Source organism: Geomonas sp. Red276 (assembly GCF_054784495.1).
In genome coordinates, this window is the sequence record NZ_BLXW01000008.1 from 65,281 (window position 1) to 87,511 (window position 22,231).

General features: G+C 64.2%; 16 protein-coding genes. 4 read left to right on the top strand and 12 right to left on the bottom strand.

The window, feature by feature from the left end:
* The 4 genes from ACYVL5_RS07755 to mltG form a co-directional block, all read right to left on the bottom strand.
* Positions 1-2,481 carry a methyl-accepting chemotaxis protein gene (locus tag ACYVL5_RS07755; RefSeq protein ID WP_460594986.1) on the bottom strand — a complete coding sequence of 827 codons (2,481 nt, stop codon included), beginning with the start codon at positions 2,479-2,481 and terminating at the stop codon, positions 1-3.
* Between the two features lie 16 nt (positions 2,482-2,497).
* Positions 2,498-3,631, bottom strand: coding sequence for an ABC transporter substrate-binding protein (locus ACYVL5_RS07760; RefSeq protein WP_460594987.1), 1,134 nt, complete (start codon positions 3,629-3,631; stop codon positions 2,498-2,500).
* Positions 3,632-3,885: 254 nt separating this feature from the next.
* Positions 3,886-5,799: a response regulator gene (locus ACYVL5_RS07765; protein ID WP_460594988.1), complete on the bottom strand. Its 1,914-nt coding sequence runs from the start codon at positions 5,797-5,799 to the stop codon at positions 3,886-3,888.
* Positions 5,796-6,905, bottom strand: coding sequence for an endolytic transglycosylase MltG (gene mltG, locus ACYVL5_RS07770; protein WP_460594989.1), 1,110 nt, complete (start codon positions 6,903-6,905; stop codon positions 5,796-5,798). Before mltG ends, ACYVL5_RS07765 begins: the two co-directional genes overlap by 4 nt.
* A 137-nt stretch (positions 6,906-7,042) precedes the next feature.
* On the opposite strand from mltG, the gene ACYVL5_RS07775 reads away from it, so the two are divergent.
* Entirely contained in the window at positions 7,043-10,441 is a 3,399-nt protein-coding gene (locus ACYVL5_RS07775; RefSeq protein ID WP_460594990.1) for an alpha-amylase family protein, read from the top strand.
* Between the two features lie 88 nt (positions 10,442-10,529).
* Entirely contained in the window at positions 10,530-11,309 is a 780-nt protein-coding gene (gene scpB / locus ACYVL5_RS07780; RefSeq protein ID WP_460594991.1) for a methylmalonyl-CoA decarboxylase, read from the top strand.
* Positions 11,310-11,462: 153 nt separating this feature from the next.
* Here the strand turns inward: scpB and ACYVL5_RS07785 are convergent, their stop codons facing one another.
* The 3 genes from ACYVL5_RS07785 to ACYVL5_RS07795 all read right to left on the bottom strand — a co-directional run bounded on the left by ACYVL5_RS07785 (position 11,463) and on the right by ACYVL5_RS07795 (position 14,688).
* The gene (locus tag ACYVL5_RS07785; protein ID WP_460594992.1) at positions 11,463-11,573 is read right to left on the bottom strand and encodes an RCKP-type rubredoxin-like domain-containing protein; all 111 of its coding nucleotides are present in this window, start codon (positions 11,571-11,573) and stop codon (positions 11,463-11,465) included.
* 11 nt (positions 11,574-11,584) lie between these two features.
* Positions 11,585-13,069, bottom strand: a complete 1,485-nt coding sequence (locus ACYVL5_RS07790; RefSeq protein WP_460594993.1) for a M16 family metallopeptidase — start codon at positions 13,067-13,069, stop codon at positions 11,585-11,587.
* 137 nt (positions 13,070-13,206) lie between these two features.
* A complete protein-coding gene (locus ACYVL5_RS07795) occupies positions 13,207-14,688 on the bottom strand; it encodes a M16 family metallopeptidase (protein WP_460594994.1) in 1,482 nt (493 codons plus the stop codon).
* Between the two features lie 358 nt (positions 14,689-15,046).
* On the opposite strand from ACYVL5_RS07795, the gene ACYVL5_RS07800 reads away from it, so the two are divergent.
* Positions 15,047-15,421, top strand: a complete 375-nt coding sequence (locus ACYVL5_RS07800; protein ID WP_460594995.1) for a hypothetical protein — start codon at positions 15,047-15,049, stop codon at positions 15,419-15,421.
* On the opposite strand, the gene ACYVL5_RS07805 is transcribed toward ACYVL5_RS07800, so the two are convergent.
* Complete coding sequence (locus tag ACYVL5_RS07805) at positions 15,422-16,192, bottom strand: nuclear transport factor 2 family protein (RefSeq protein ID WP_460594996.1); 771 nt, start codon at positions 16,190-16,192, stop codon at positions 15,422-15,424.
* Positions 16,193-16,361: 169 nt separating this feature from the next.
* On the opposite strand from ACYVL5_RS07805, the gene ACYVL5_RS07810 reads away from it, so the two are divergent.
* Positions 16,362-16,979: an SRPBCC family protein gene (locus ACYVL5_RS07810; RefSeq protein ID WP_460594997.1), complete on the top strand. Its 618-nt coding sequence runs from the start codon at positions 16,362-16,364 to the stop codon at positions 16,977-16,979.
* Positions 16,980-16,988: 9 nt separating this feature from the next.
* Here ACYVL5_RS07810 and ACYVL5_RS07815 read toward each other — a convergent pair whose 3' ends face one another.
* The 4 genes from ACYVL5_RS07815 to lon all read right to left on the bottom strand — a co-directional run bounded on the left by ACYVL5_RS07815 (position 16,989) and on the right by lon (position 22,200).
* Positions 16,989-18,071: an MlaD family protein gene (locus tag ACYVL5_RS07815; protein ID WP_460594998.1), complete on the bottom strand. Its 1,083-nt coding sequence runs from the start codon at positions 18,069-18,071 to the stop codon at positions 16,989-16,991.
* Positions 18,061-18,930 carry an ABC transporter ATP-binding protein gene (locus tag ACYVL5_RS07820; protein WP_460594999.1) on the bottom strand — a complete coding sequence of 290 codons (870 nt, stop codon included), beginning with the start codon at positions 18,928-18,930 and terminating at the stop codon, positions 18,061-18,063. Before ACYVL5_RS07820 ends, ACYVL5_RS07815 begins: the two co-directional genes overlap by 11 nt.
* 166 nt (positions 18,931-19,096) lie before the next feature.
* Positions 19,097-19,873: an MlaE family ABC transporter permease gene (locus ACYVL5_RS07825; protein WP_460595000.1), complete on the bottom strand. Its 777-nt coding sequence runs from the start codon at positions 19,871-19,873 to the stop codon at positions 19,097-19,099.
* Positions 19,874-19,881: 8 nt separating this feature from the next.
* Positions 19,882-22,200, bottom strand: a complete 2,319-nt coding sequence (gene lon / locus ACYVL5_RS07830) for an endopeptidase La (RefSeq protein ID WP_460595001.1) — start codon at positions 22,198-22,200, stop codon at positions 19,882-19,884.
* Positions 22,201-22,231 lie beyond the last annotated feature (31 nt).

Below are 22,231 nucleotides of genomic sequence, written 5' to 3' on the forward strand. Positions count from 1 at the left end.
CTAACTCAGCTTGAACTGGCCGACGAGCTTTTGCTGTTCCTCGGCCAGCCGCGACAGCTGCAGGGCCGAGCTGGCCGACTCCTGCGCGCTCCTGGCCGTTTCCTGGACCACCTCGTTGATGTTCTGGATGTTGTTGCTGATCTCCCCGGTGGTGGCGGTCTGCTGCTCGGCGGCGGTGGCGATCTGGTTCACCTGCATGGCGACCGCGCTGATCTGCTGAAGGATCTCCTCCAGCGCGCTCCCCGACTTGGACGCCTCGACGGTCCCCTGCTCCACCCGGGTCACCCCGGACTCCATCACCTTCATCGCCCCCTTGGTCTGCTGCTGGACCGACTTGATCATGGCGGCGATCTCGCGGGTGGCGCTCCCGGTCTTCTCGGCCAGCGCCCGCACCTCGTCGGCCACCACCGCGAAGCCGCGCCCGTGCTCTCCGGCGCGCGCCGCCTCGATGGCGGCGTTGAGGGCCAAGAGGTTGGTCTGGTCGGCGATGTCGTTGATGGTCTTCACGATGGCGCCGATCTGCTCGGACTGGCTGCCGAGGTTCCCGATGGTGACCGCCGACTCCCTCACGTTCTCGGCGATCAGGTTCATCCCCTCCACGGTCTGCTTGACCACTTCGGCGCCGGTGATGGCCGCGTCGTTGGCCTGCTGGGAGCCGGTCGCCGCCTGGGTGCAGTTGAGGGCGATCTCGCTCGAGGTGGCCGCCATCTGTTCGCTGGCGGTGGCGACGGTGGCGGCCTGCTCGGCCACCCGGGCGGCCCCCGAGGCCATCTGGTCGGAGGCGTTGGAGAGCAGGGCCGAGGCCGAGGCGACCTGGCGGGTGTTGTGGGTGACCCGCGAGATGACCTCGTGGAAGTGGACCACGATGTTGTTGATGCTGTCGCAGATCTCGCCGATCTCGTCGCGGGTCTTGAGCTCGATCCTCCTGGTCAGGTTGCCGTTGGCGATCTCGGCGGTGACCAGCTTGGCATGCCCGAGCGGCTTGGTGATGGAGGAGATGATCCTGAGGCTTATGATGAGCGACACGAGCGCCACCCCGAAGGAGACCCCGATCATCACCATCGACAAGAGCGAGGCGTTTCCCACCGCCTGGCGGACGCCGGACAGGATCTGCTGCTGGTTCTCGCCGATACTCTTCACCTGCTCCTCGCTTCGCTGGGCCTGCTCCCGCGAGATCCCCCGGGCCGACTCCAGGGCCTTGTGCATCGCCTGGTTGCTCCTGATCACGTTCAGCTTGGTCGCCTCGATCTTCCGGATGGAGGCACCGGCCCGCCGGATGGTCCCCGATACCTCGGCGATGCTCTTGGCGAGCTCCTTCTGGCCGTTTTGCACCAGGAGCCCCCGCGCCATGGAGACGTTGGCCTCGATCCGCCGCTGGGCCTGCCCCAGGGTGGCGGCAAGGGTCGCCACCTCCTGGTCGGTCGTGCAGAGCATGATCTGGCGCACCCCGGCGTTCAATTCCTTGACGTCCACGCTGATGCCGCTCCCCGCCTCCATCACCGTGCTGGCGGCATTCTGGAAGCCGAGCGAGGAGACCACCTTGTTGCGGTCCTTGATGATCTGCAGCTCGAGGGCGTCGATGGTGTTGAAGATCTTCTTGCTGTTCTCCTCCAGGGGCCTCATGATCTCCGCCCGCTTGGCAGCGTACTGCTCCGTCTCGCTCTTCTCCGGCGTACTGAGGATTTCCAGCCTCAGGGCCACCAGCCCACCCTCCTCGGAGGCGATCCGGTTGAGGATATCGAGCGCCACCCCCCTCACCTCCTTGATGGCCGGGTTGTCCCCGCCCCCGACCTCGATGTTGCGCGTCAGCTCGATGGTGTTCTTGATCCGCTCCCTGAGGGGGGCGATCTTGAACTTGTTCCTTACCAGCTCGAGGTCGCTCAGGATGATGTGGATGTCCTTCAGGCGGCTTTGCAGGGTGAGGAGCTTCTTGATGCTGCTGTTCACCTGGAGGTTCGCCGACTGGGAGGAGTTGATGGCGGAGAGGGCGTTGCTCCCCATTTTGCTGATGCTTTTACGCATCGAGCCGACGCTGGTCTCCGCCTTCTGGAGCTCCGTGTTCACCGAGGCGATCTCGTTCTTGAAGAGCGACATGTCCTTAAGCCGCTGGGTGGCGACCCGCACCACCGTCTTCTCGATCTCCTTCAGCACGCTGGTGTCGACCCCGCTCGAGGCGGCACCCCCGGACATGATCTCCTCGTTGAGGGTCTCCATGCGCTGGATGCGTTCGGTGATGGTCTGGGACAGTTTGTTCACCTCGCCCGGTTCCGTGGTCATCTCCAGCCGCATGAAGTCGGCGGAAACCTTTTCCACCGTTTGCTGCAACTCCAGCATCTTCAAATGCAGCGGCGTCGACTTCCCGGTCAGGATCTCGATGCTCGACTTGACCTTGGTGATGGAGAAGAGCCCTATCCCGGCGATCACGGCGATGCCGATGATGGTCAGGGCCAGATTGCTGAGCAGTTTGCTTTTGACGGTCATCGCGCCGCTCCTTCCCTCAGTCCTTCATCGGGACCAGCTTCCCGCCCTGCACGATGTAGAGGTAGACGTTATCCTGGCCGGTGTGATCGGTCGGGGAGAAGGTGAGCTTGATGCCACCGAGGTCGGCGTCCTTCATGCTTTCGTAGGCGTTGACGAAACCCTCCTTGGTGGGGGGATTGCCCGCCTTCTCCAGCGCCATCACCATCGACTTGGCCGCCATGCACCCCTCGAGGCTGATGGTGTTGAAGCCCACCTCCTCGGGATTCTTCTCGATCGCCTCCTTGCACTCCTTGGTTACCGGCAGCGATAGGTCGTCGAGGTCCGGGACGACCTGGCTCATCACGAGCCCCTCGGCGGCGTCGCCGGACGCCTTGACCAGGTTGGAGCCCCCGGCAAAGGAGCAGGAGGCGAGATGGGCCTTGACCCCTTCCTTCCTGGCTAGCTTGATGAACTCGGCACCCGGGGCGTAGACCGCCCCCACGATGATGGCATCGGGTTTCCCCTCCATGACGGAGGCCAGCCCTGCGGTCACCGCCTTGGTATTGCGCTCGAAGGAGCCCTTGGAGACCACGCTCAGGCCGTGGCGCTGCACGGCTTTCTCGGTGGAAACCAGGACGTCGGTCCCGAAGGCGTCGTTCTGGTAGAAGACCGCGAAGCGCTTGGCTCCCTTTTTCACCAGCGCGTCGACAATCTTGTCGATCTCCTGCTTGTAGCTCGCCCTTATGTGGAGGACCTCCCTGATCAGCGGCTCCCGCAGCTCGGTGGCGCCGGTCCGGGGATTGATGAAGGGGAGCTTGTATTCCTTGACGATGGGAAGGCTCGCCACGCAGTTGGGGGTGCCGACCGAGCCGACTACCGCGAAGACCTTCTGCTCGTCGGCGAGCTTGAGAAGTCCGTCCACCGTCTTGTCCATGACCATCTGGTCGTCCACCACTACCAGTTGGAGCTTCCTGCCGTTGACCCCGCCCTTGGCGTTGACCGCCTTGAAGTAGGCGTCCACGCCGACCTTCATCCCCCGACCGGAACCTTTGTTGGCGCCGGTCTGGTCGTTGACCATGCCGATCTTGATGACGTCGCCCGCCGGTTCGGCGGCCTGTCCGGCTACCGCGCTGCAAAGGAGCACGGCGATGAGCAAAGCGATCCTCTTCATGGGATCCTCCTTTCCCGCTACCAGGGCAGGGATGTGCCCTGTGGTGGTCTTGCCTTTGGATTTGGGATTTAATGGGGAGAATGGTTAGCGTGCTTTAAATAGTACAATCTAATGATTGAAGATCAAGGGCGGGACAAAGGAAAGAGGCGGGCGCCGGGGGGCAACTGCTGGTCTGACGGGTCGTTCGGGTGGGGGCGGGTGGGGTCGGGTGGGGTCGGGTGGGGCGAGCGGGTGCGAGAGGGTGCGGGCGGGGATCAGCCGAAGATACGCTTGAAAAGGCCTTTCTTCTCCGCTTCCTTGCGCTCGGCGATGATGGCGAGCCCCTTCTGGGCCAGCCGGTCGCGCGGGCTGGCCTTGAGCGCCTTCTGGAACTCCCCCTCGGCGAGACCGTCCCTCCCTTCGTCCATGAGCATCCAGCCGCGGAAGGCGAAGGCCTCGGAGCACCTTCCCATCTGGAGACTCTTGGAGAGGAGCATCCGGGACTTCTCCTGGGCGGCGTGGGACCCCTTGTTGGAGGGGTTGCGGTAGATGGACCAGGCGAGGAATGCGCAGGTTACCGCGTCCTGCGGGTCGAGGGTGTAGGCCTCCTGCAGCGTCTTCTCGGCGTTGGCGTAATCCTCCATCTCCAAAAAGACCTTCCCGGACTGGAACTGTATCCGTGCCTGGAGCTGGTCCTCCTCGCGGCCGGAACCGATGCTGTTGGCCTTCAGCATCTCGTCGTAGCGCTCCTTGGCGATCACGTTGGAGAGGGTGTTGTAGGCGTTGGCGTAGTGGGAGAGGACGTCCTGGGCGCGCGAGAGGGTGGCGCCGGAGAGTTCCATGAAACGCTCGGGGGAGTACTGACGGGTCTTGGCGAAGTAGGCTTCCTTCAGGCCGGAGAAGCTGAAGGTGGCCTGGGTCAGCCCGAAGATCTCGTAGTAGTTCTTGTCCTGGATGGCGGCGTAATCGCGCTGGACGTCCTGCTCGAAGGTGATCTCGTTGGCGGAAAGCGGCGCCGCCATCCCCTCCTCGCCGACCACCAGCTCGACCGAGTCGGAAACCTCCTCCACCAGGTCGTCGAAACTCATGGTCTCGCCGTCCCCCCCGTTGACCTCCTCGATGGGGGTGTTGAAGAGGCGCTTCTGCGGGAAATCGGCCTGCTCGCCCCCCTGGGGGGACGCCTCCAGGGAGATCATCCCCATCCGGACCAGGAAGTCGAGGAAGGAGGCCCGCTTCCCCTGGTCCTCCCCGTGCGAGACGAGGGCCGCCAGGTTGGCGCCGCGGCCGACCTGCTCGAGGAGCTCGATCTCGTCGCGCCCCATGCTGAAGAGGTTGGCCAGCCGGAAGTACTCCTTGGTCTTGGCGGGAAAGAGGGGGCCGCGCTGCTTGAGGAAGGGGGCGATCTCGAAGCCGGTCGCCGCGCTGCGGGAGACCTGGTGCATGACGCGGGGAAGAAAGACCGGGGTGAGCGGAAGCTCCGGCTCGACCTTGCCGGCGATGAAGCGGGCACCCTGCTGCTGGTGAAGGGCGTCGCTCAGGGTCTTCACGAGGAACAGGCGCGACTTGTCGAGGAGCTCGTCGTAGCTCAATAGCCCCGCCTCGGTGAGCCCCAGCCGCGCTCCCCCGTGCTGGCGGTAGCGTTCGAGCTCCCCCTCCGCGACGGTGCCGCCGGAGACCAGGAAGCCGTGGAACCCTTCCGAGCTGCAGGAAACCGCCTCCCCGCCGACCACCGTCACGCTGGTCCCGCCGGAAAGCTGGAGGGTACCGCTTTGGCGGCTACGGTAGAGCTCCACCAGGAGCTCCGCGAGATTTCGCTGTTCCTCCCCCGCTGCCGCGGCCACCGCCTTCAGAAAATCCTCCTTGCCGAACGGCTTCTCCAGGTAGGCCTTCACCCCCAGCTTGAGGGCGGCCTGGGCGTAGTTCTCGCCGCGGTAGACGCCGGTCATCACGATGACCTCGATCCCCTGGTACTGCGGGGTCCTGCGCACCGTCTTGAGGATCTCGACGCCGTTAATCCCCGGCAGCTTTAAGTCGAGGATCAGGAGATCGACTCCGCCGGCGTTGAGGGCTGCCAGGGCCGCGTTGCCGTCTGCCGCGGTGGCCACCCGGTGACCGAGCGATTCCAGAAAGCCGCGCAGCATCTCGCGAAGCCGCTCGTTATCCTCCGCCAGCAGAATTCGTCTGCTCATCGGTTCCCTCCCGGGGGTGCGCCCGGTGTTCTCAAAAACCTCCGCACCGCCTCGTTGTGGGCGGTGAGATCGCTGCTGAACTGGTGGCTCCCGTCGCCCCGGGCCACGAAGTAGAGGTAGGGGACCGGGGGATGGCTCAGGACCGCCTGGATGGCCTCCTTCCCCGGGTTGCCGATCGGCCCGGGAGGCAGCCCCGGGATCAGGTACGTGTTGTAAGGCGTCGCACGCATGATATCCTGCTTGGTGACCTTGCCGCCGAAGGCCCTGACTCCGTAGGTCGCCGTCGGGTCGCTCTGCAGCCGCATCCCCTTTCTGAGACGGTTTTCGAAGACCGCGGCGATGAGCGGTTTTTCGGCCGGGAGCACCGCCTCCTTTTCGACCATCGAGGCCAGGGTCAGGATCTCCCGGTGGGAGAGGCGGGGAACCGACGGGCTGGTCTTGATGCAGCTCTCCAGCATGGCCCGCTGACGGCTCACCATCTCGCGCACCACGTCCCGCTCGCTCTTGCCGGGGAGCATGTTGTAGCTGCCGGGGTAGAGGTAGCCTTCCACGCTCCCGGCCCGGATGCCGAGCTCCGCCAGCAGGGTGGGGTCGGTGCAGGCGTCCAGGAAGGCGTCCTTCTTGAAGAAACCGCGCTTCTCCATCATCTCCGCCACCTGGTAGCTCGAGTACCCCTCCGGAAGGGCGAAGATCCGCTGATAGATGTCGCCGGAGATCATCTTGGCGAGGATCTGCCCCGGGTGCATGCCGTCGTGCAGCTGGTAGATGCCCGCCTTGATCCGCGAGTCCCCCCCCCTGAAACGGGCGAGGAGGGTGAAGAGCCTGGCGCTGCTTATTATGCCGCGGGACTCGAGGTCGGCGGCCAGGGCGCGCAGCGGGCGTCCCCGGCCGACTTCCACCAGCTCGATGCGGCTCCCGTTGCCGGGAGAGACCTCGAGGAAGGTGACGATGCGGATGGCCGGGATGAGTATCAGTAGCAGAATCGCGGCGGCGATTTCCTTGCGCCGCGTGCGCAGAATGTGTGTGATGCCTGAAACGGTAATGACGTCTTCCCTTTGTAAAAACGATGCCTTCGCTAAATATGCTAGATTTAGGTCAAATCGCAAACTGTGTCAAGGGTAAACCCGGCCGCATAGCCGGAGCTTCCTCACATTTCAAATTGTTAATAAATTTTAGTAAAGACAGTAACGGAAATCCGTTGTATGATGTATGGCCTTAACCACTCCATCAGGACGAGGTGCCTATGAAGCAGAGGTTTGTGAACTCAGACTATTTCCCCTTCAACATACAGATCTCCGCCGAGTGCGGCGTTCGCATTGGGCTGCGCAACCTTCTGGAGGAGCTGGGAACCGTCCCCGGCATCATCTACGCGCGGCGGGTGGCCGCCCGCGTCAACCGGGAACTGGCGGCCGGCGAGCCGCGGGTCCAGCCGGGTTTGCTCCATCTTTACAGCATGCTGAACCGGGTCTTCCGCTACGTAATCGGCCAGTACTGCACCGAGCAGCAGCCGCGGGTGCTCGTGAAGGTGGCCGAGCGGGCGGGCTACCCCTCCTTCTCCGGAGAGGCCGGTCAGAGCATGGTCCGCTTCATGGAGCTCTTCCCCTCCCGCCGGATGGTGCTGGGGGAGGAGACCGCGACAGGCTACCTCGCCGCCGATGACGACTCCCTGACCCGGCGCTCCTCGCTGGCCGGGGAGCTGCTCCTTATGATGCTGTGCGGCGAGAACCGGGCCGTCGACGAGTTCCGCCGGCTCTTCGATGCCCGCGACCTCGAGGAGACCTCCCCCTACCGTACGGTGACCGGCAAGCTCGATCGCCGGCTTGCCGAGGCCCCCCCCTTCCAGCCGGTGGGGATCCCGCTCCCCGAGTTGCTGAGGGCTCCCCTCAAGGCCTCCCCGGACTCCCTCACCGGGCAGATCGCCTACATCAAGGAGCACTGGGCGGCCTTTCTTCCGCCCGACCTCTTGATCGAGCTGACCACCGCCCTGGACGTCGTCGCCCAGGAGCAGCGCTCCTTCTTCCAGGGGCGCGGCGGGGTGGGGACCGACGTGCTCCGCTTCGGCCGCTTCGGGAAGGGGGGCGACTACCCGGAATACGAGCGCTTCTCACCCGACGCCGACTGGATGCCCAACGTGGTGATGGTCGCCAAGATGGTCTACGTCTGGCTCGACCAGCTCTCCCGCTACTACCAGCGGGAGGTGCGCACCCTGGACCAGATCCCGGACTCCGAGCTCGACAAGCTCTCCCGCTGGGGCTTTACCGCCCTGTGGCTGATCGGCATCTGGGAGCGCTCCCCCTCCTCGCAGAAGATCAAACACATTGGCGGCAACATCGAGGCCATCTCCTCCGCCTACTCGCTCTACGACTACGTGATCGCCGACGACCTGGGCGGTGAGTGGGCGCTGGAAGACCTGAAGAGTCGCTGCGCCGCCCGCGGGATCCGGCTCGCCTCCGACATGGTCCCCAACCACACGGGGCTCTTCTCCAAGTGGACGCTGGAGCATCCGGACTGGTACATCCAGCTCGACTATCCCCCCTATCCGGACTACCAGTTCAACGGCCCCGACCTCTCGGCGGACGACAGGATCGGCCTCTTCATCGAGGACGGCTACTGGGACAAGCGGGACGCGGCGGTGGTCTTCAAGCACCTCGACCGGGGTAACGGCCGGGTCCGCTACATCTACCACGGCAACGACGGCACCTCGACCCCCTGGAACGACACCGCGCAGCTGAACTACCTCCTCCCCGAGGTCCGCGAGGCGGTCATCCAGACCATCCTCCACGTGGCGCGCCAGACCCCGATCATCCGCTTCGACGCCGCCATGACGCTCGCCAAGAAGCACTACCAGCGCCTGTGGTATCCCCTCCCCGGCCACGGCAGCGGGGTCCCTTCCCGCGCCGAGCACGGCATGGACCAGGAGGGCTTCGACCGGGCCTTCCCGGAGGAGTTCTGGCGCGAGGTGGTGGACCGGGTGGCGGTGGAGGCCCCCGACACCCTCCTCTTGGCCGAGGCCTTCTGGCTCATGGAGGGATACTTCGTCCGTACGCTGGGGATGCACCGGGTCTACAACTCCGCCTTCATGAACATGCTGAAGATGGAGGAGAACGCCAAGTACCGGCAGACCCTGAAGAACGTCCTCGAGTTCGAGCCGGAGATCCTCAAGCGTTTCGTCAACTTCATGAACAATCCCGACGAGCGCACCGCGGTCGACCAGTTCGGCAAGGAGGGGAAATACTTCGGCGCCACCCTGTTGCTGGTCACCATGCCGGGGCTCCCGATGTTCGGCCACGGCCAGATCGAGGGGTTCCACGAGAAGTACGGGATGGAGTACCGGCGGGCCTACTGGGACGAACCGGTGGACCAGGAGCTGGTGCGGCGGCACGAGACCCACATCTTCCCGCTCATGCGGCGGCGCCACATCTTCTCCGGCTCCGACCAGTTCGTGCTCTACGACTTCTACAGCGGCAGCCACGTCGACGAGAACGTCTTCGCCTACTCGAACCGCGCGGGAAACGAGCGCGGCCTCGTCCTCTACAACAACCGCTACGGCTCCACCGCCGGCTGGATCCGCTACTCCTGCGCCATCCTCAGGAAGGACGTAAGCGGCGGGAGCCGGCTCGTGCAGCGAAGCCTCGGGGAGGCGCTCGACTTCAACGGCGACGGGCGCCACTACTACCGCTTCCGCGACTTCGGCGCCGGGCTTAGCTACCTGAGAAACGGCCGCGACCTCTGGGAGCAGGGGCTCTACGTGGAGATGGGGGCCTACGAATACCACGCCTTCGTCGACTTCGAGGAGATCCGGGACGACGACTACGGCACCTGGGGGACGCTCTGCTACCGGTTAAACGGCGCCGGGGTGGAGAGCCTCGACGAGGAGGTGAAGCAGATCCGCTACGGCGCCGCCAACGACGCGCTACGGGCGCTGCTCGCCAAGCTCGCCTCGGCGGCGGGCGAGCCCGGCGAAGAGGCGGAGTCGATGATCCCCCTGGTCGAGCCGCTTTTGGCAGGCTTTCTGAAGACCCTGGCCCCGGATGCCACCGACAAGGCCCAGCGCGCCCTGCTGGTCTCTTTCGGGACCGAGATCACCGCGGCCGTCAAGGAGGGGATGGCCGATCCCGCCGCCGGCCCCCAGGGGTGGCTCCTTTTGAACGCCTTCCTGGTCCTGCATCGGGTCGCCGAGCTCTTCGACGGCGAGGATGCGCCGCCCGAGGCGCACGAGGTGCTCGATCACCTCGGCCTCGGCCGTCCGGTGGTGGAGGCCTTCGCCTCGCTCCCCGATCCGGCCGAAACCGCCCCCCACCTCTCCCCCGTCGACTGGAGCGACCTGCTCCGCGTGCTGCTGCGGCACCAGCAGTTCCTGGCCGATTACCGGCAGGAGGGTGAGCGGGAGTCCCTGACGGAGCTGCTGGAGGACCCTGCGGCCGGGGGCTTCGTCCTGCTGCACGAAAGCGACGGGGTCGACTGGTTCAACAAGGAACGCTTCGAGATCCTCCTCGACTGGCTGGCCCGCACCGCGCGTTACGCAAAGGCGCCGGGCGGGGAGCCCGAGGCCGTGGCGGCCCGCCTGGCCGAGCTGGCGGCGGTGGCCGGCTACCGCCTCGACCATTTCCTCGAACAGCTGAAGAGTGCATCCCCCGCCTGACGTATCCCGCCCGGATGGTAGAATGTGAGGGTGCCGCGAGCCCGTCTGCCGGCGGAGCTCGCGGGATTCACACGCAAGGGGGAAATCCATGGCGATCATCAATACGCAGCTGCAGGACAATATCGGCACCATCACCTTCAACAATCCCGAACACCGAAACGTCCTCAGCAAGGAGCTCATCAACGAGACCCTGCAGTCCATCGGGGCGCTGCAGAAGGGGAAGATGCGGGTGCTGATCATCCGGGCCCTGAAGGGGGCGAAGGTCTGGTCGGCCGGGCACGACGTGCACGAGCTACCCATGCCCGGGCGCGACCCCTTGAGCTACCACGACCCCCTGGTGACCGTTTTGAGGTCGATCCAGAGCCTCCCCATCCCGGTCATCGCCATGATCGAGGGGAGCGTCTGGGGAGGCGCCTGCGACCTCGCGCTCTCCTGCGACATCCAGATCGGCTGCCAGACCTCCTCCTTCTGCATGACCCCCGCCAAGATCGGGGTGCCGTACAACGTTACCGGCATCCTCCACTTCATGAACATCATGGGGGTCAACGTGGCCAAGGAGATGTTCTTCACGGCCCAGCCGCTGTCGGCCGAGCGGGCCTACCAGTCGGGCCTCTTGAACCACCTGGTGGACGTGGACGACCTCGAGAGCTTCACCTACGAGCTGGCGTCCAACATCACCAGGAACAGCCCCTTGAGCATCGGCGTCATCAAGGAGCAGATCCGGCTTTTGGCGAGCGCCCACCCGCTCAACCCGGTCACCTTCGAACGGGTGCAGGGGCTCAGGCGGACGGTCTACGACAGCAAGGATTACGCGGAGGGGATCAAGGCCTTCCTGGAGAAACGGACGCCGGTCTTCTCGGGGGAGTGATGGCTGTTTTGATAAACATCGATTTTAAATCTGAAGAGTGGGCAGAAGTGATTCAATAACCGTTGAAATGGAAATTGCAGAGAATGAAAAAGGCCGGGGCTGACGCCACCGGCCTTTTGTCGTTTGAGGGTGCGGCTGAGGAAACGGTGAAACCTATTCCTCTACCTTCTCGAAGTTCCCCTTCTCCTGGCACTGCGGGCACTTCTGCGGTTTGCATCTTCCTTCCTTGGTGAATCCACAGCTTTTGCATTTCCAGTTTGCCATAATCTTTCCTCCTATTTGATGGTCAGGCTTATTTCGCGCACGCTCCCGAACTCCGAGAGCGGCCTGTCGAACTTCTTCTCGTCGCCCACCACGACCAGCTTCATCGCCTCCGGCTGGAGGTACTTTCTCGCCACCCTCAGGACGTCTTCCTTGGTGACCTTGGCGACGTTCTCGCGGAAGTTCTCCAGAAAGCCCGGGGGGTAGCCGTAGAACTCGAGCCGCGCCTGCTGGTTCACCACCACGTCGCTTCTCTCGAAGCCGAAGATGAAGGAGTTGACGATGTGGTCCTTGGCGAGTTTCAGCTCCGCGTCGGTGACCTCGCTCGTGGTCATCCCCTCGACGATCTGGCGGATGAGCTCGATGGTCTGGGCGGTGGTTTCCGTCTTGGTTTCCGTCTCGATCACGAAGGGCGCGGGGAGCCGCCGGCCGGTCTCGAAGTAGCTCTCGACGTTATAGGCGAGCCCGCGGTCGGAACGGATCTGCTGGGTGAGACGCGAGGTGAAGCCCCCCCCCAGGATGTAATCCATCACCTTGATCGCGTAGAGGTCGGGGTTGTTCTTGTCGATCCCGAGGTGCCCCATCCGGATCACCGACTGGTTGACCTCCTTCTGGGCATGCAGCACCTCGGGAGTCTTGTCCTCCACCGGCATCGGGAAACTCCGCAGCGGCGGGCGGTGGTCCGGCCAGGAGGCGAAGAGCCGGTTGAGCTCGGCGAGGAGCTTTACGCGGTCGAAGTCGCCGGAGACCGCCAGCATGGTGTTGCCGGGGTAGAAGTAGCGCTGGTGGAAGGCCTTGAGGTCGTCGCGGGTGATGGCGCGGACCGAGGCGATGGTAGGGATCCTCCCCAGCGGGTGCCCGGCGTAGATGGCCTTGGTGAGCTCCCGGCCGGCGATCCCCTTCGGGTCGTCGTTCTGGCGCCGGATCCCTTCGATGGCGCGGTTTCTCTCCATCTCGAAGCGGGCGGCGTCGAAGGCCGGCTTGGTCATCACCTCGGCAAAGAGGGCGAGGGTGCGGTCGAGGTTCCTGGTCAGGGTCGACATGGAGACGGTGGCATGGTCGGCGTTGATCGAGGACTCGATGGAGGAGGCCATGAATTCCAGTTCCTGGTCGAGCTTGGCGGGCGGGGTCAAAAGGGTCCCCCCGTCGCGGATCGCGGCCCCGGTCAGCGCCGCCAGACCCACCTTGTCGGCGGGCTCGAAGATGCTCCCCCCGCTCAGGTAGGCGGTGATCTGGACCAGCGGGAGCTCGTGGTCCTGGAGCAGGTAGACGGTGATGCCGTTATCGAGCACCACCCGCTCGCTCTTGGGGAGCTGGAATTTCAGGGCCGGGAAGGTCATGGTGCGGGGATTGGCGAGCTCGGTCGCGGCCGCGGCCTTGCCGGTCCCGGTGTCGGCCCCCGGCACGGTGGCGCAACCGGCCGCCGCCAGGGCGGCCACCCCGAGGACCAGGGTGCGGGTCGCGCGGAACAAGGATCTCGATGTCAGAGGTGCAATCATCTGCTGCTCCCTTGATAAATGGTATATCGGGCGGAGGTGGGGCTTACTCCCTGCGGGTCGAAACGGCCCCCCTCACCCGCCCTTCGGGCACCCCTGAAGGGGCGAGGGGATAATTTCACCCCCTGCGAGGGCAGGGGTCACTGTTTCTTGGTCAGGTAGCCGACGTTTCGGTTCTCTTTGGTGAAGTACTGGTTGGCGACCCGCATGACGTCCTGGGGGGTGATGGTCGCCACCTTCTGCCGGTGTTCGATCAGGTAGCGCCAGGTCCCGGCGACCGCCTCGTACTCGGTGAGGTTTCTCGCCAGCCCGCCGTTGGAGGCCATCTGGCGCGATTCCTCCGCCTCCAGCTGGTTGAGGATCTGCTGCAGCTCCCGGGCGGTCATCGGCTCCTTCTTCAGCCGCTCCAGCTCCTCGTCGATCGACTTCTCCACCTCGGCCGCGGTATGGGGAGCTTGCGGGGTGGCGGAGATGATGAAGAGGTTGGGATAGCGGCTTCCCGGCGCGGTGAAGCTGGAGACCGAGGTGGCGAGCTGCTGCTCCATGACGAGCTTCTTGTAGAGCCTCGAGGTGCGCCCGCTGGTCAACAGCATGTCGATGACGTCGAAGACGTAGTCGTCGAAGGCGGGGAGGGTCGGCTTGTGGAAGCCTATGTACAGCTCGGGCTCCGCGTCCCCGATCACCTCGGTCCGCTTCTCACCCGCCTGCTGCGGCTCCTCCACGGTCACCGGCGGGACCGGCTGGCCGGGGGGGATGTTGCCGAAGTACTTCTCGATGAGCGCTGTCGCCTGGGAGGGATCGAAATCCCCCACGAGAGCCATGATGGCGTTGTTGGGGGCGTAGTACTTGTGGAGAAACCGCTCCGCCTTGGTCCTCGTCAACTGCTCGATGTCCGACATCCAGCCGATGGTCGGCTGGCCGTTGGGATGGGCGTTGAAGGCGTCGGCGATGAAGGTCTCCCAGAGCTTCCCTTCCGGCTCCGCGTCGTAGGAGCGGCGGCGCTCCTCCTTGACCACCTTCATCTCCGTGTAGAACTCCCGCAGCACCGCGTTCTGCATCCGGTCCGACTCAATGGCCGCCCAGAGCTCGAGCTTGTTGGAGGGGAGGTTGATGATGTAGGTGGTGCCGTCCTTGCTGGTGAAGGCGTTGTAGCCGGTGGCACCGTTTCGCGCGTAGATGTCCGCGAACTCCTCCTTGATGACGTACTGCTCCCCTTCCTTCTCGAGCCGGTTGAGATCCGCGGTCAGCTTGTCCACCACCTTGGGATCGGCCTTGTCTTTCTTCGCCTCTTCGGCCATCAGGGCCTGGGCGGTCTTCTCGATCTGGTCCAGGACCGGCTTCTCGGCCGCGTAGTCGCGGGTCCCGAGCGTCTTGGTCCCCTTGAAGAGCATGTGCTCGAGCAGGTGCGCAAGGCCCCGCTCGTCGCTTCGCTCGTCGACGCTCCCCACCTTGAAGCGGATCCAGGCCGCCACCGTGGGGGAGGTGTGGCGGGGGACCATGAGGACCTTCATGCCGTTTTTAAGCGTGTATTCCTGCACCTTGTCGGCCAGACCCTGCGCGAAACTGGTTGCCGAAAGGAGCAACAAGGCGCAGGCGACCGCGATGCTGAGCACTCTCTTCATGATAACCTCGGGCCTTCTCTATTCATCTGCAAATGAGGAAAAAGATAACACCAACCAATAGCTTATGCAACGGCCACGGCGGGCCTCCTCTTGCCTTTTGGCGGCACGTCACGGTCCTTTGGCGTCCGGCAGGGAGGGGGACTGTTCAATCGTTGATGGGGGATGCTGTTCAAAAAGGTCGCAGTTTCGGGTAAATCGGATCGGCAAAGGGTGGAATGCCAGTGATTGCCGCGCCCTAAGTGTCGGTGAAATAAGGGGAAATCGATTAAGGAAAAATAACTGCGTGCCCCGCCGGTTTTGGACCCGTTTGTGCTGACGGAAAAGCGAGCATCGAGACGACAGTTGCCAGGAGGGCGTAATGACACTTTTACCGGCAATGATGATCACCGTTACCTTCACCACGTTCGTTATCATGGTTCCCCGGATGTACATCGCCTGGCTGAACGCGGAATGGATGATCGAAGAGGAAGAGGTGGAACTGATGAAGGTGCTGTTGGAGATGGAACAGGACTGGGTAAAGCGCCACGTAGGCTCCGCGATCGCCGGGGTGGTGGTCGCCATCATCCTCTCCCGTTTCCAGGACGGCGACGTCTCCCCGAGCACCCTTACCAGGTGCGTCGGGATCTACGCCACCAGTGCGCTGGTGCTTGCGGTGGCGGAGTCGCTGATCGCCCAGAAGATCGGGCACTGGCTGGACGAGATACCGGTCAAGGTGAAGGTGCGGGCCAAGTAGCTAGTCCCCGATCCACCAACCCCGGACGGCGAAGCACTTGGAGTCGCTCGTGCGGGCGGGGTGGCACTCGAATTCGAAGAGGTTCCAGGGGGCCAGTTGCTGGAGCGGTTCCCCGAACCACTGCAGGACCTCCTCCGAGGCGACCAGCTCTTCCCTGGCGGGGAGAAATACCGCGACCTCCTCCGCCGCGCGGCGCTCCAGCAGGACCAGGGTGTAGGCTGGCTGGTAATCGACCCGCAGGACCCGTCCCTCCACCTTGACCGTCTTTTCCGGGTCGAGGTCGGCGGGAGTGTAGCGCAGGTCCGGGGCGGCGCCGGCGGTGCCCGGCCTCCCCCAGTTCACGACGGCATCGATCTTCCACTGCCCCGACTCCTTCTTCAAGGCGACTGACTCCCGCATGGCCCAATCGGGGCGCTCCGCTTTCCACTCGTCCGGGACGTGGGCAACCCCCTCCAGGTAGAGTGTCACCGCGCTCCGGTCCCGTTTCAATTTCCAGCTGACATGCTGAACGGTGTAGGAATCGGGGGCCAGCGAGCGGGCCTTCAGCAGGAAGCCGTCCTGCGCCTCCTTCGGCAGGTTCTGCTCCCGCTTGATCCGCTGCTCATCCTCCGTGTAAAGCGACATGATCCTCTCGAAGTCACCCGTCCTGGCCGCAGCACAGTATTCATCGAAGACCTGGGTTGCCTCGGAAAGGTCGTCACCCCAGGCCGGGCTCGACACACCAGTCACCACCATCCACGCCACTGTCAACACCGTTGAGCGTATCCGCACTATGAGCCTCCTTCGAGGTCGCACCACTTCCCGTCCCCCTTCGATCCTGGACCGGTTTGCTCAACAGAGGTAACGGTTTACCTGGACGGATCTCCCTTCTTGAATGAATCGGCCATCGAGTGTATTGTGTTGAGCGTTTTTTACTGACAAGGGCAAGGGAACTTCTGAGGTGGATAGAGTCGGTACCGTACGATGGCTTCCCCTGGTGGCGAGCCTTCTTCTTTCCCTGTCGCTTTTCCGGGCTGCGGCAGGTGCGGACGAGTGGAGGCCGCTTCGCAAAGGGCACGGGCTGACCGTGATGGGGCGGCCCGTGGAGGGGGCACGGTTCATGGAACTGAGGATCGAGACCTCGACCGGGACCCCGAGCGCCAAGCTCGTCTCCTACCTGATGGGGCGCTACATCGACGAGGCGGACCCGGGGATGACGAGAAGGGTCCTGGAGCGCTCGCCCGAGGCGGCGGCCTGGAGCGATCTCATCAAGACCCCGGTCTTGAGTGACCGCTGCGCTTCCGCCCGTACCTGGCTGAAACGGGAGGGGAACGGGACGGTGGAGGTCGAGTTCGAGAGCCGGGACGAGTGGCCGAGGGGAAAGCCTGCTCCGGGGTGCGTCGCCATCCGGGCGCGGGGCCGCTGGGTACTGAGGCCGGCATCCGGCGGGACCAGGATCACCTACACCATCCTCGCCGACCCCGGGGGAAACGTCCCCGCTTTCCTGGTGCGGGGGATGATGGAGGACGACGCCTTGAACCGGGTGAGGAGGGTGGTCGCCGAGGCGGCGAAGTTGTAGGAGTCCGGCCTAGAAGAGGGAAAACTTGAAGTAGCGCCGTGGATGCTCACGGACATCCTTCAAGAGCGAGTCGAGATCGTCCACCGCGCCGTTGAGCTTGTCGTAGAGGGCTCGCTCGTTCACCAGCCTGCCGGCCGTCCCCTGGCCGCTTTTCACCCTTTCCAGCACTTCCTGAAGCGAAGCCATCGACCGGTCCGCCCTCTCGATGGCCGCCACCCCTTTGTCATAGAGCTCCCGGTCCTGGACCAGCTTGCCGATGGTTCCCTGCGGCGAGAGGAGCTTCACGTTCATGGCGTGCATGTCGTCGGCGGCCTGGCGGCTCTTGTCGGCCAGCGAGAGGAGCTTGTCGTAGAGCGCGCGGTCGTGGAGCAGGAGGTGCATGGTCCCCTGGCCGTTCTGGATGTCGGCCAGGGTGCGGTCGGCCCGCTCGAGGGTGCTGACCAGCTTCTCGTAGATCTCGGGGTTGCGGTTGAGCTTCCCGATGGTCCCCTTCCCCTGGTTGGCGGTGGCGACGAAGGTGTTCATCTCTGCGGTAAGCTGGGTCAGGTTCTGGTAGAGCCTGGGATCGGTGATCATCTGTCCCATGGTCCCCTTTCCGCTGACGATCTTCTCCATGGTGGCGTTGAGGTTGTCGAAGGCGGCGGCCGCCTTCTGCATCACGTCGTCGAGCTTGGGGACGTTGGTCCCGTAGACCCGGGTCTCGGGGACGGTCACCAGGTGGGCGCTCGGGGTGATGTCGACGTACTTCTCCCCCATCAGGCCGCGGGTCTTGATGGTGATCACCGAATCCTTGCCGATCTTCTTCTGCGACTCCTTCTCCACCTCCAGCAGGATCTCCACGTTGTTGTTCGCCTCGGGACGCTCGAAGCGAATCGAGCGCACCACCCCGATCTCCACCCCCGCCAGCCAGACCGGAGCCCCTTCCTTGAGGCCCGCCACGTCGGTCATGATGAGCGTGACCCTCCCCTTGGAGGTGAACATCTTGGTCTTTTCCCCCAGCAAGAGGATGCCCAGGCAGAGAAGCGCGAGGGCCACCACCACGAAGATGCCGATCCTGAGCTGGGAGCGGGCTATGTTATCGCTACGGTTCATGCCGTGGTCCTTTCGCCGAGCTACCCTCGCCCCTAGAGGGGAGAGTGGGCCGAAGGCCGGGTGAGGGAGGTTCTGGTCGCCCGCTCTCTGCCGTGCCGCGGTGGTCGGTGCAGGCGAAGATGGAGCGGGGGGTGGGGGAGAGAAACTCCCTGGTCACCTCCGTCTCGGCCGCCATGAGCTCCTCCCGGGTCCCCTCGAAGACCAGGCGGGCCTCGTGGATAAAGGAGAAGCGCTGGGAAACCTGGAAGGCGGTGTGCAGGTCGTGGGTCACCATCAGGGTCGTCTTTCCCTGCTCTTGCAGGCGCCTCATGAGCTCGCAGATGTTGTAGACCCCGATGGGGTCGAGGCCGGTGGTCGGCTCGTCGAACAGGATGTAGTCGGGATCGGCCGCGAGCGCCCGCGCGATGGCCACCCGCTTCTTCATTCCCCCCGAAAGCTCGGCCGGGTAGAGGTCGATGGCATCCTCCAGTCCCACGAAGCCGAGCTTTTCCAGGACGACCCGCTCGATCTCTTGCGGGCTTTGGGTCCCCTGCTCGATCAGCCGGTATCCGACGTTCTCCCCCACCGTCATGGAGTCGAAGAGGGCGCCTCCCTGGAAGACGACGGCGATGGGGCGGCGCACCTCGCGTAGCCTCGCCTCCGAGAGGCCGGTGATCTCGGTGCCGTCGATGGTGATGCTCCCGCTGTTGGGAGGGATCAGTCCCAGGATCAGCTTGAGGATGGTGGTCTTGCCCGCACCGGAGACGCCGAGGATGGTGCGGTTCACCCCGCGGTCGAGGGAGAGGTCGAAGTCCTGGAGGATCAGGCGGCCGCCGACGCTGTAAGTCACCTTGTCGAGTTTAATCCCGGTGGTGGACATACCCCCATCCTCACCCTGACCCTCCCTTGGAAGGGGAGGGGACGCTCTCATATATACCCTCGCCCCTTTAGGGGAGAGCCGAAGGCCGGGTGAGGGCAGCTTTTACCCCTCCCTCGCACCTGTCCCTTTCCCCTGAAGGGAGGAGGGAATGTCTGCCCCAGCCGATTCACCGGAAGGCGATGAAGATCTTAGTCAGGAAGAAGTCGGCGACCAGGATCAGCACCGAGGAGAGGACCACCGCCCGCTTGGCCGAGCTGCCGACCCCTTCGGCGCCGCCGCGGGTGCTCAGGCCGACCTGGCACCCGATCATCGCGATGATCACCCCGAAGAAGGCGGGCTTGGCGAGCCCCTCCACCATGTCCTGCAGCGCCATGAACTGCGGTATCGAGTGCAGGTACATGATGAGGTTGACCCCCGCCCCGGCGGCCATCAGGTACCCCCCGAAGAGGGCGACGGTATCGGTGATCACCGCCAACAGGGGAAGCGCCACCAGGATCGCCTTCAGCCGCGAGACCACCAGCCGCTTGACGATGTCGGTCCCCTCCACCCGCATGGCGTCCACCTGCTCGGTAACCACCATGGTGCCGAGTTCGGCGGTGATGGCCGAGCCGACCCGCCCGGTGACCATCAAGGCGGAGAGGACCGGCCCGAGCTCCTTCACCATCACCATGGCCACCATCCCCCCGACGTAGCTGGTGGCGGCGAAAGGCTTGAGCTGGATGAGCGCCTGGAGCGACATCACCATGCCGGTGAAAAGCCCGGTCAGGAGAATAATAAAGAGGGAGCCGACCCCGATCTTGTCGAGCTGGGTCACGAACTCCCTCTGGTAGTAAGGCTTTTGAAAGATGCCGGCTACGGCGCGGCGGGTGAGGGCCGCGATGGCCCCGATCTCCCGGAAGATCTCCTGCACCCTGGGGCTGGTTGCCACGGCTGGATCGGGCATCGGCGCCCCTATTGGAGCGCCTGGGCGAAGACGTCGCGAACGTCCTCGACGAAGCAGAACTCGAGCTCGTTCTTGACGTTATCGGGGATGTCCTCGAGATCCTTCTTGTTCTTGGCGGGGGCCAGCACCTTCTTCACCCCGGCGCGCCGGGCGGCCAGCACCTTCTCCTTCAAGCCGCCGATGGCGAGCACCCGCCCGGTCAGGCTCATCTCGCCGGTCATCGCCACGTCGCGGCGGGCGGGACGCCCGGAGAAGAGGGAGACGATGGTGGTGGCCATGGTGACGCCGGCCGAGGGGCCGTCTTTCGGGATGGAGCCGGCCGGAACGTGGATGTGGATGGTGGTATTCTCGAAATCCTTCTTGTCGATCCCGAGCTCCTCGCAGTTGGCCCGCACGAAGGAGACCGCCGCCCTGGCCGATTCCTTCATCACCTCGCCGAGGGAACCGGTGAGGATCAGGTCCTCTTTCCCTTTCATCATGGTCGCCTCGACGAAGATGATGTCCCCGCCGCTCTCGGTCCAGGCGAGTCCGGTCGCCACCCCGACCCGGTCCTTCTCGCTCGCCACCTCGTCGAAGTACCTGGGGGGGCCGAGAAGCTCGGCGACGTCCTCGGGGGCGATGAGCTTGCGCGGCTCTTTCCCCTGGGAGACCTCCTTGGCGATCTTGCGGCAGATGGAGGCGATGTTTCGCTGCAGGTTCCTCACCCCGGCCTCGCGGGTGTAGTCGTGGGTGATCCGGTAGATCGCCTCGTCGGTGAATTCGGGGGGCATTTCGTTCAGCCCGTTTTCCTCGATTTCGCGCGCCACCAGGTAGGTCTTGGCGATGTTGAGCTTCTCCTCGTCGGTGTAGCCGGAGAGCGAGATGACCTCCATCCGGTCCTTCAGCGGGGCCGGGATCGGGTCGAGGAGGTTCGCCGTGGTGATGAACATCACGTTGGTGAGGTCGAAGGGGACGTCGAGGTAGTGGTCGGTGAAGGAGAAGTTCTGCTCCGGGTCCAGCACCTCGAGCAGCGCACTGGCGGGGTCGCCGCGGAAGTCGGCGCCGATCTTGTCCACCTCGTCGAGCATGAAGACCGGGTTGTTGGAGCCGGCCCGGTTGATCTCCTGGATGATGCGGCCGGGAAGGGCGCCGATGTAGGTGCGCCGGTGCCCGCGGATCTCCGCCTCGTCCCGCATGCCGCCCAGCGAGATCCTGATGAACTTCCTCCCGAGCGTCCTGGCGATCGACTTGCCGAGGCTGGTCTTGCCGACCCCCGGAGGGCCGACGAAGCAGAGGATGGGTCCCTTCATCTTCTCTTTCAGCGAGCGGACGGCCAGGTACTCGAGGATCCTCTCCTTTACCTTCTTCAGGTCGTAGTGGTCCTCGTTCAAGACCTTCTCGGCCTGGTTGATGTCCTTGTTGTCAGGGGTGCTCACCTGCCAGGGGATCCCGGTCAGGTAGTCGAGGTAGGTGCGGGAGACCGTGTATTCGGGGGAGGCCGGGTTGATCCGCTCGAGCCTTTTCAGCTCCTTCTCGGCGATCTTTCTGACCTCTTCCGGCATCCTGGCGTTTTCCAGCTTGGTGCGGAGCTCGTTGGCCTCACCCTGCTTGGAATCCTCCTCGCCGAGCTCCTCCTGGATCTGCTTCATCTGCTCGCGAAGGAGAAACTCCTTCTGGCTCTTGCCGACCTTCTTGGTGACCTCCGCCTGCACCTCCCCCTTGATCTGCAGCCGCTGCACCTCGTTGGTGAGGTGCATGTAGACCTTTTTCAGGCGCTCCAAGGGATCGACGGTCTCCAAAAGGTTTTGCAGCTCGTCCACCGGGAGGTTCAGGTAGAGGGCGACCAGGTCGGAGAGGCGGGCGGGGTTGTCGATGAAGTCGATCATCTTCATGACGTCGTCCGGGAGGGGACGGCCGTAGGAGAGGGCGATCTTCAGAAGGGCGTTGAGGCTTCCCACCAGGGCCTCGGACACCATCGATTTCTCGGCGAACTCGCGGACCGGCTCGAGGCGGGAGAGGGCCACCGGAGTCTGCTGGACGATGGCCAGCACCCGGATGCGGACGACTCCTTCCAGGACGACCTTGGCCCCACCCTGCGGGAGCTTGTTGATCTGCATCACCTTGCAGAGAGTGCCGATCTCATGAAGGGCGGAGAAGAGCTCCCCCGACGGCTCCTGCCTCAGCTTGACGAGCGCCACCAGGTTGTTGAAGAGCACCGCTTCTTCGAAGGGGGGCATGTCCTCGTGCTTGAGGAAGATGGTGAAAACCATGTACGGGAAGGCGATGATCTCGCGCAGCGGGTACAGGGGGACGATCTCGGGCATGTTGATGGTGATGTTCTCGGTCATTGGGTCTCCCATGAGAGCGGGACTGGATATT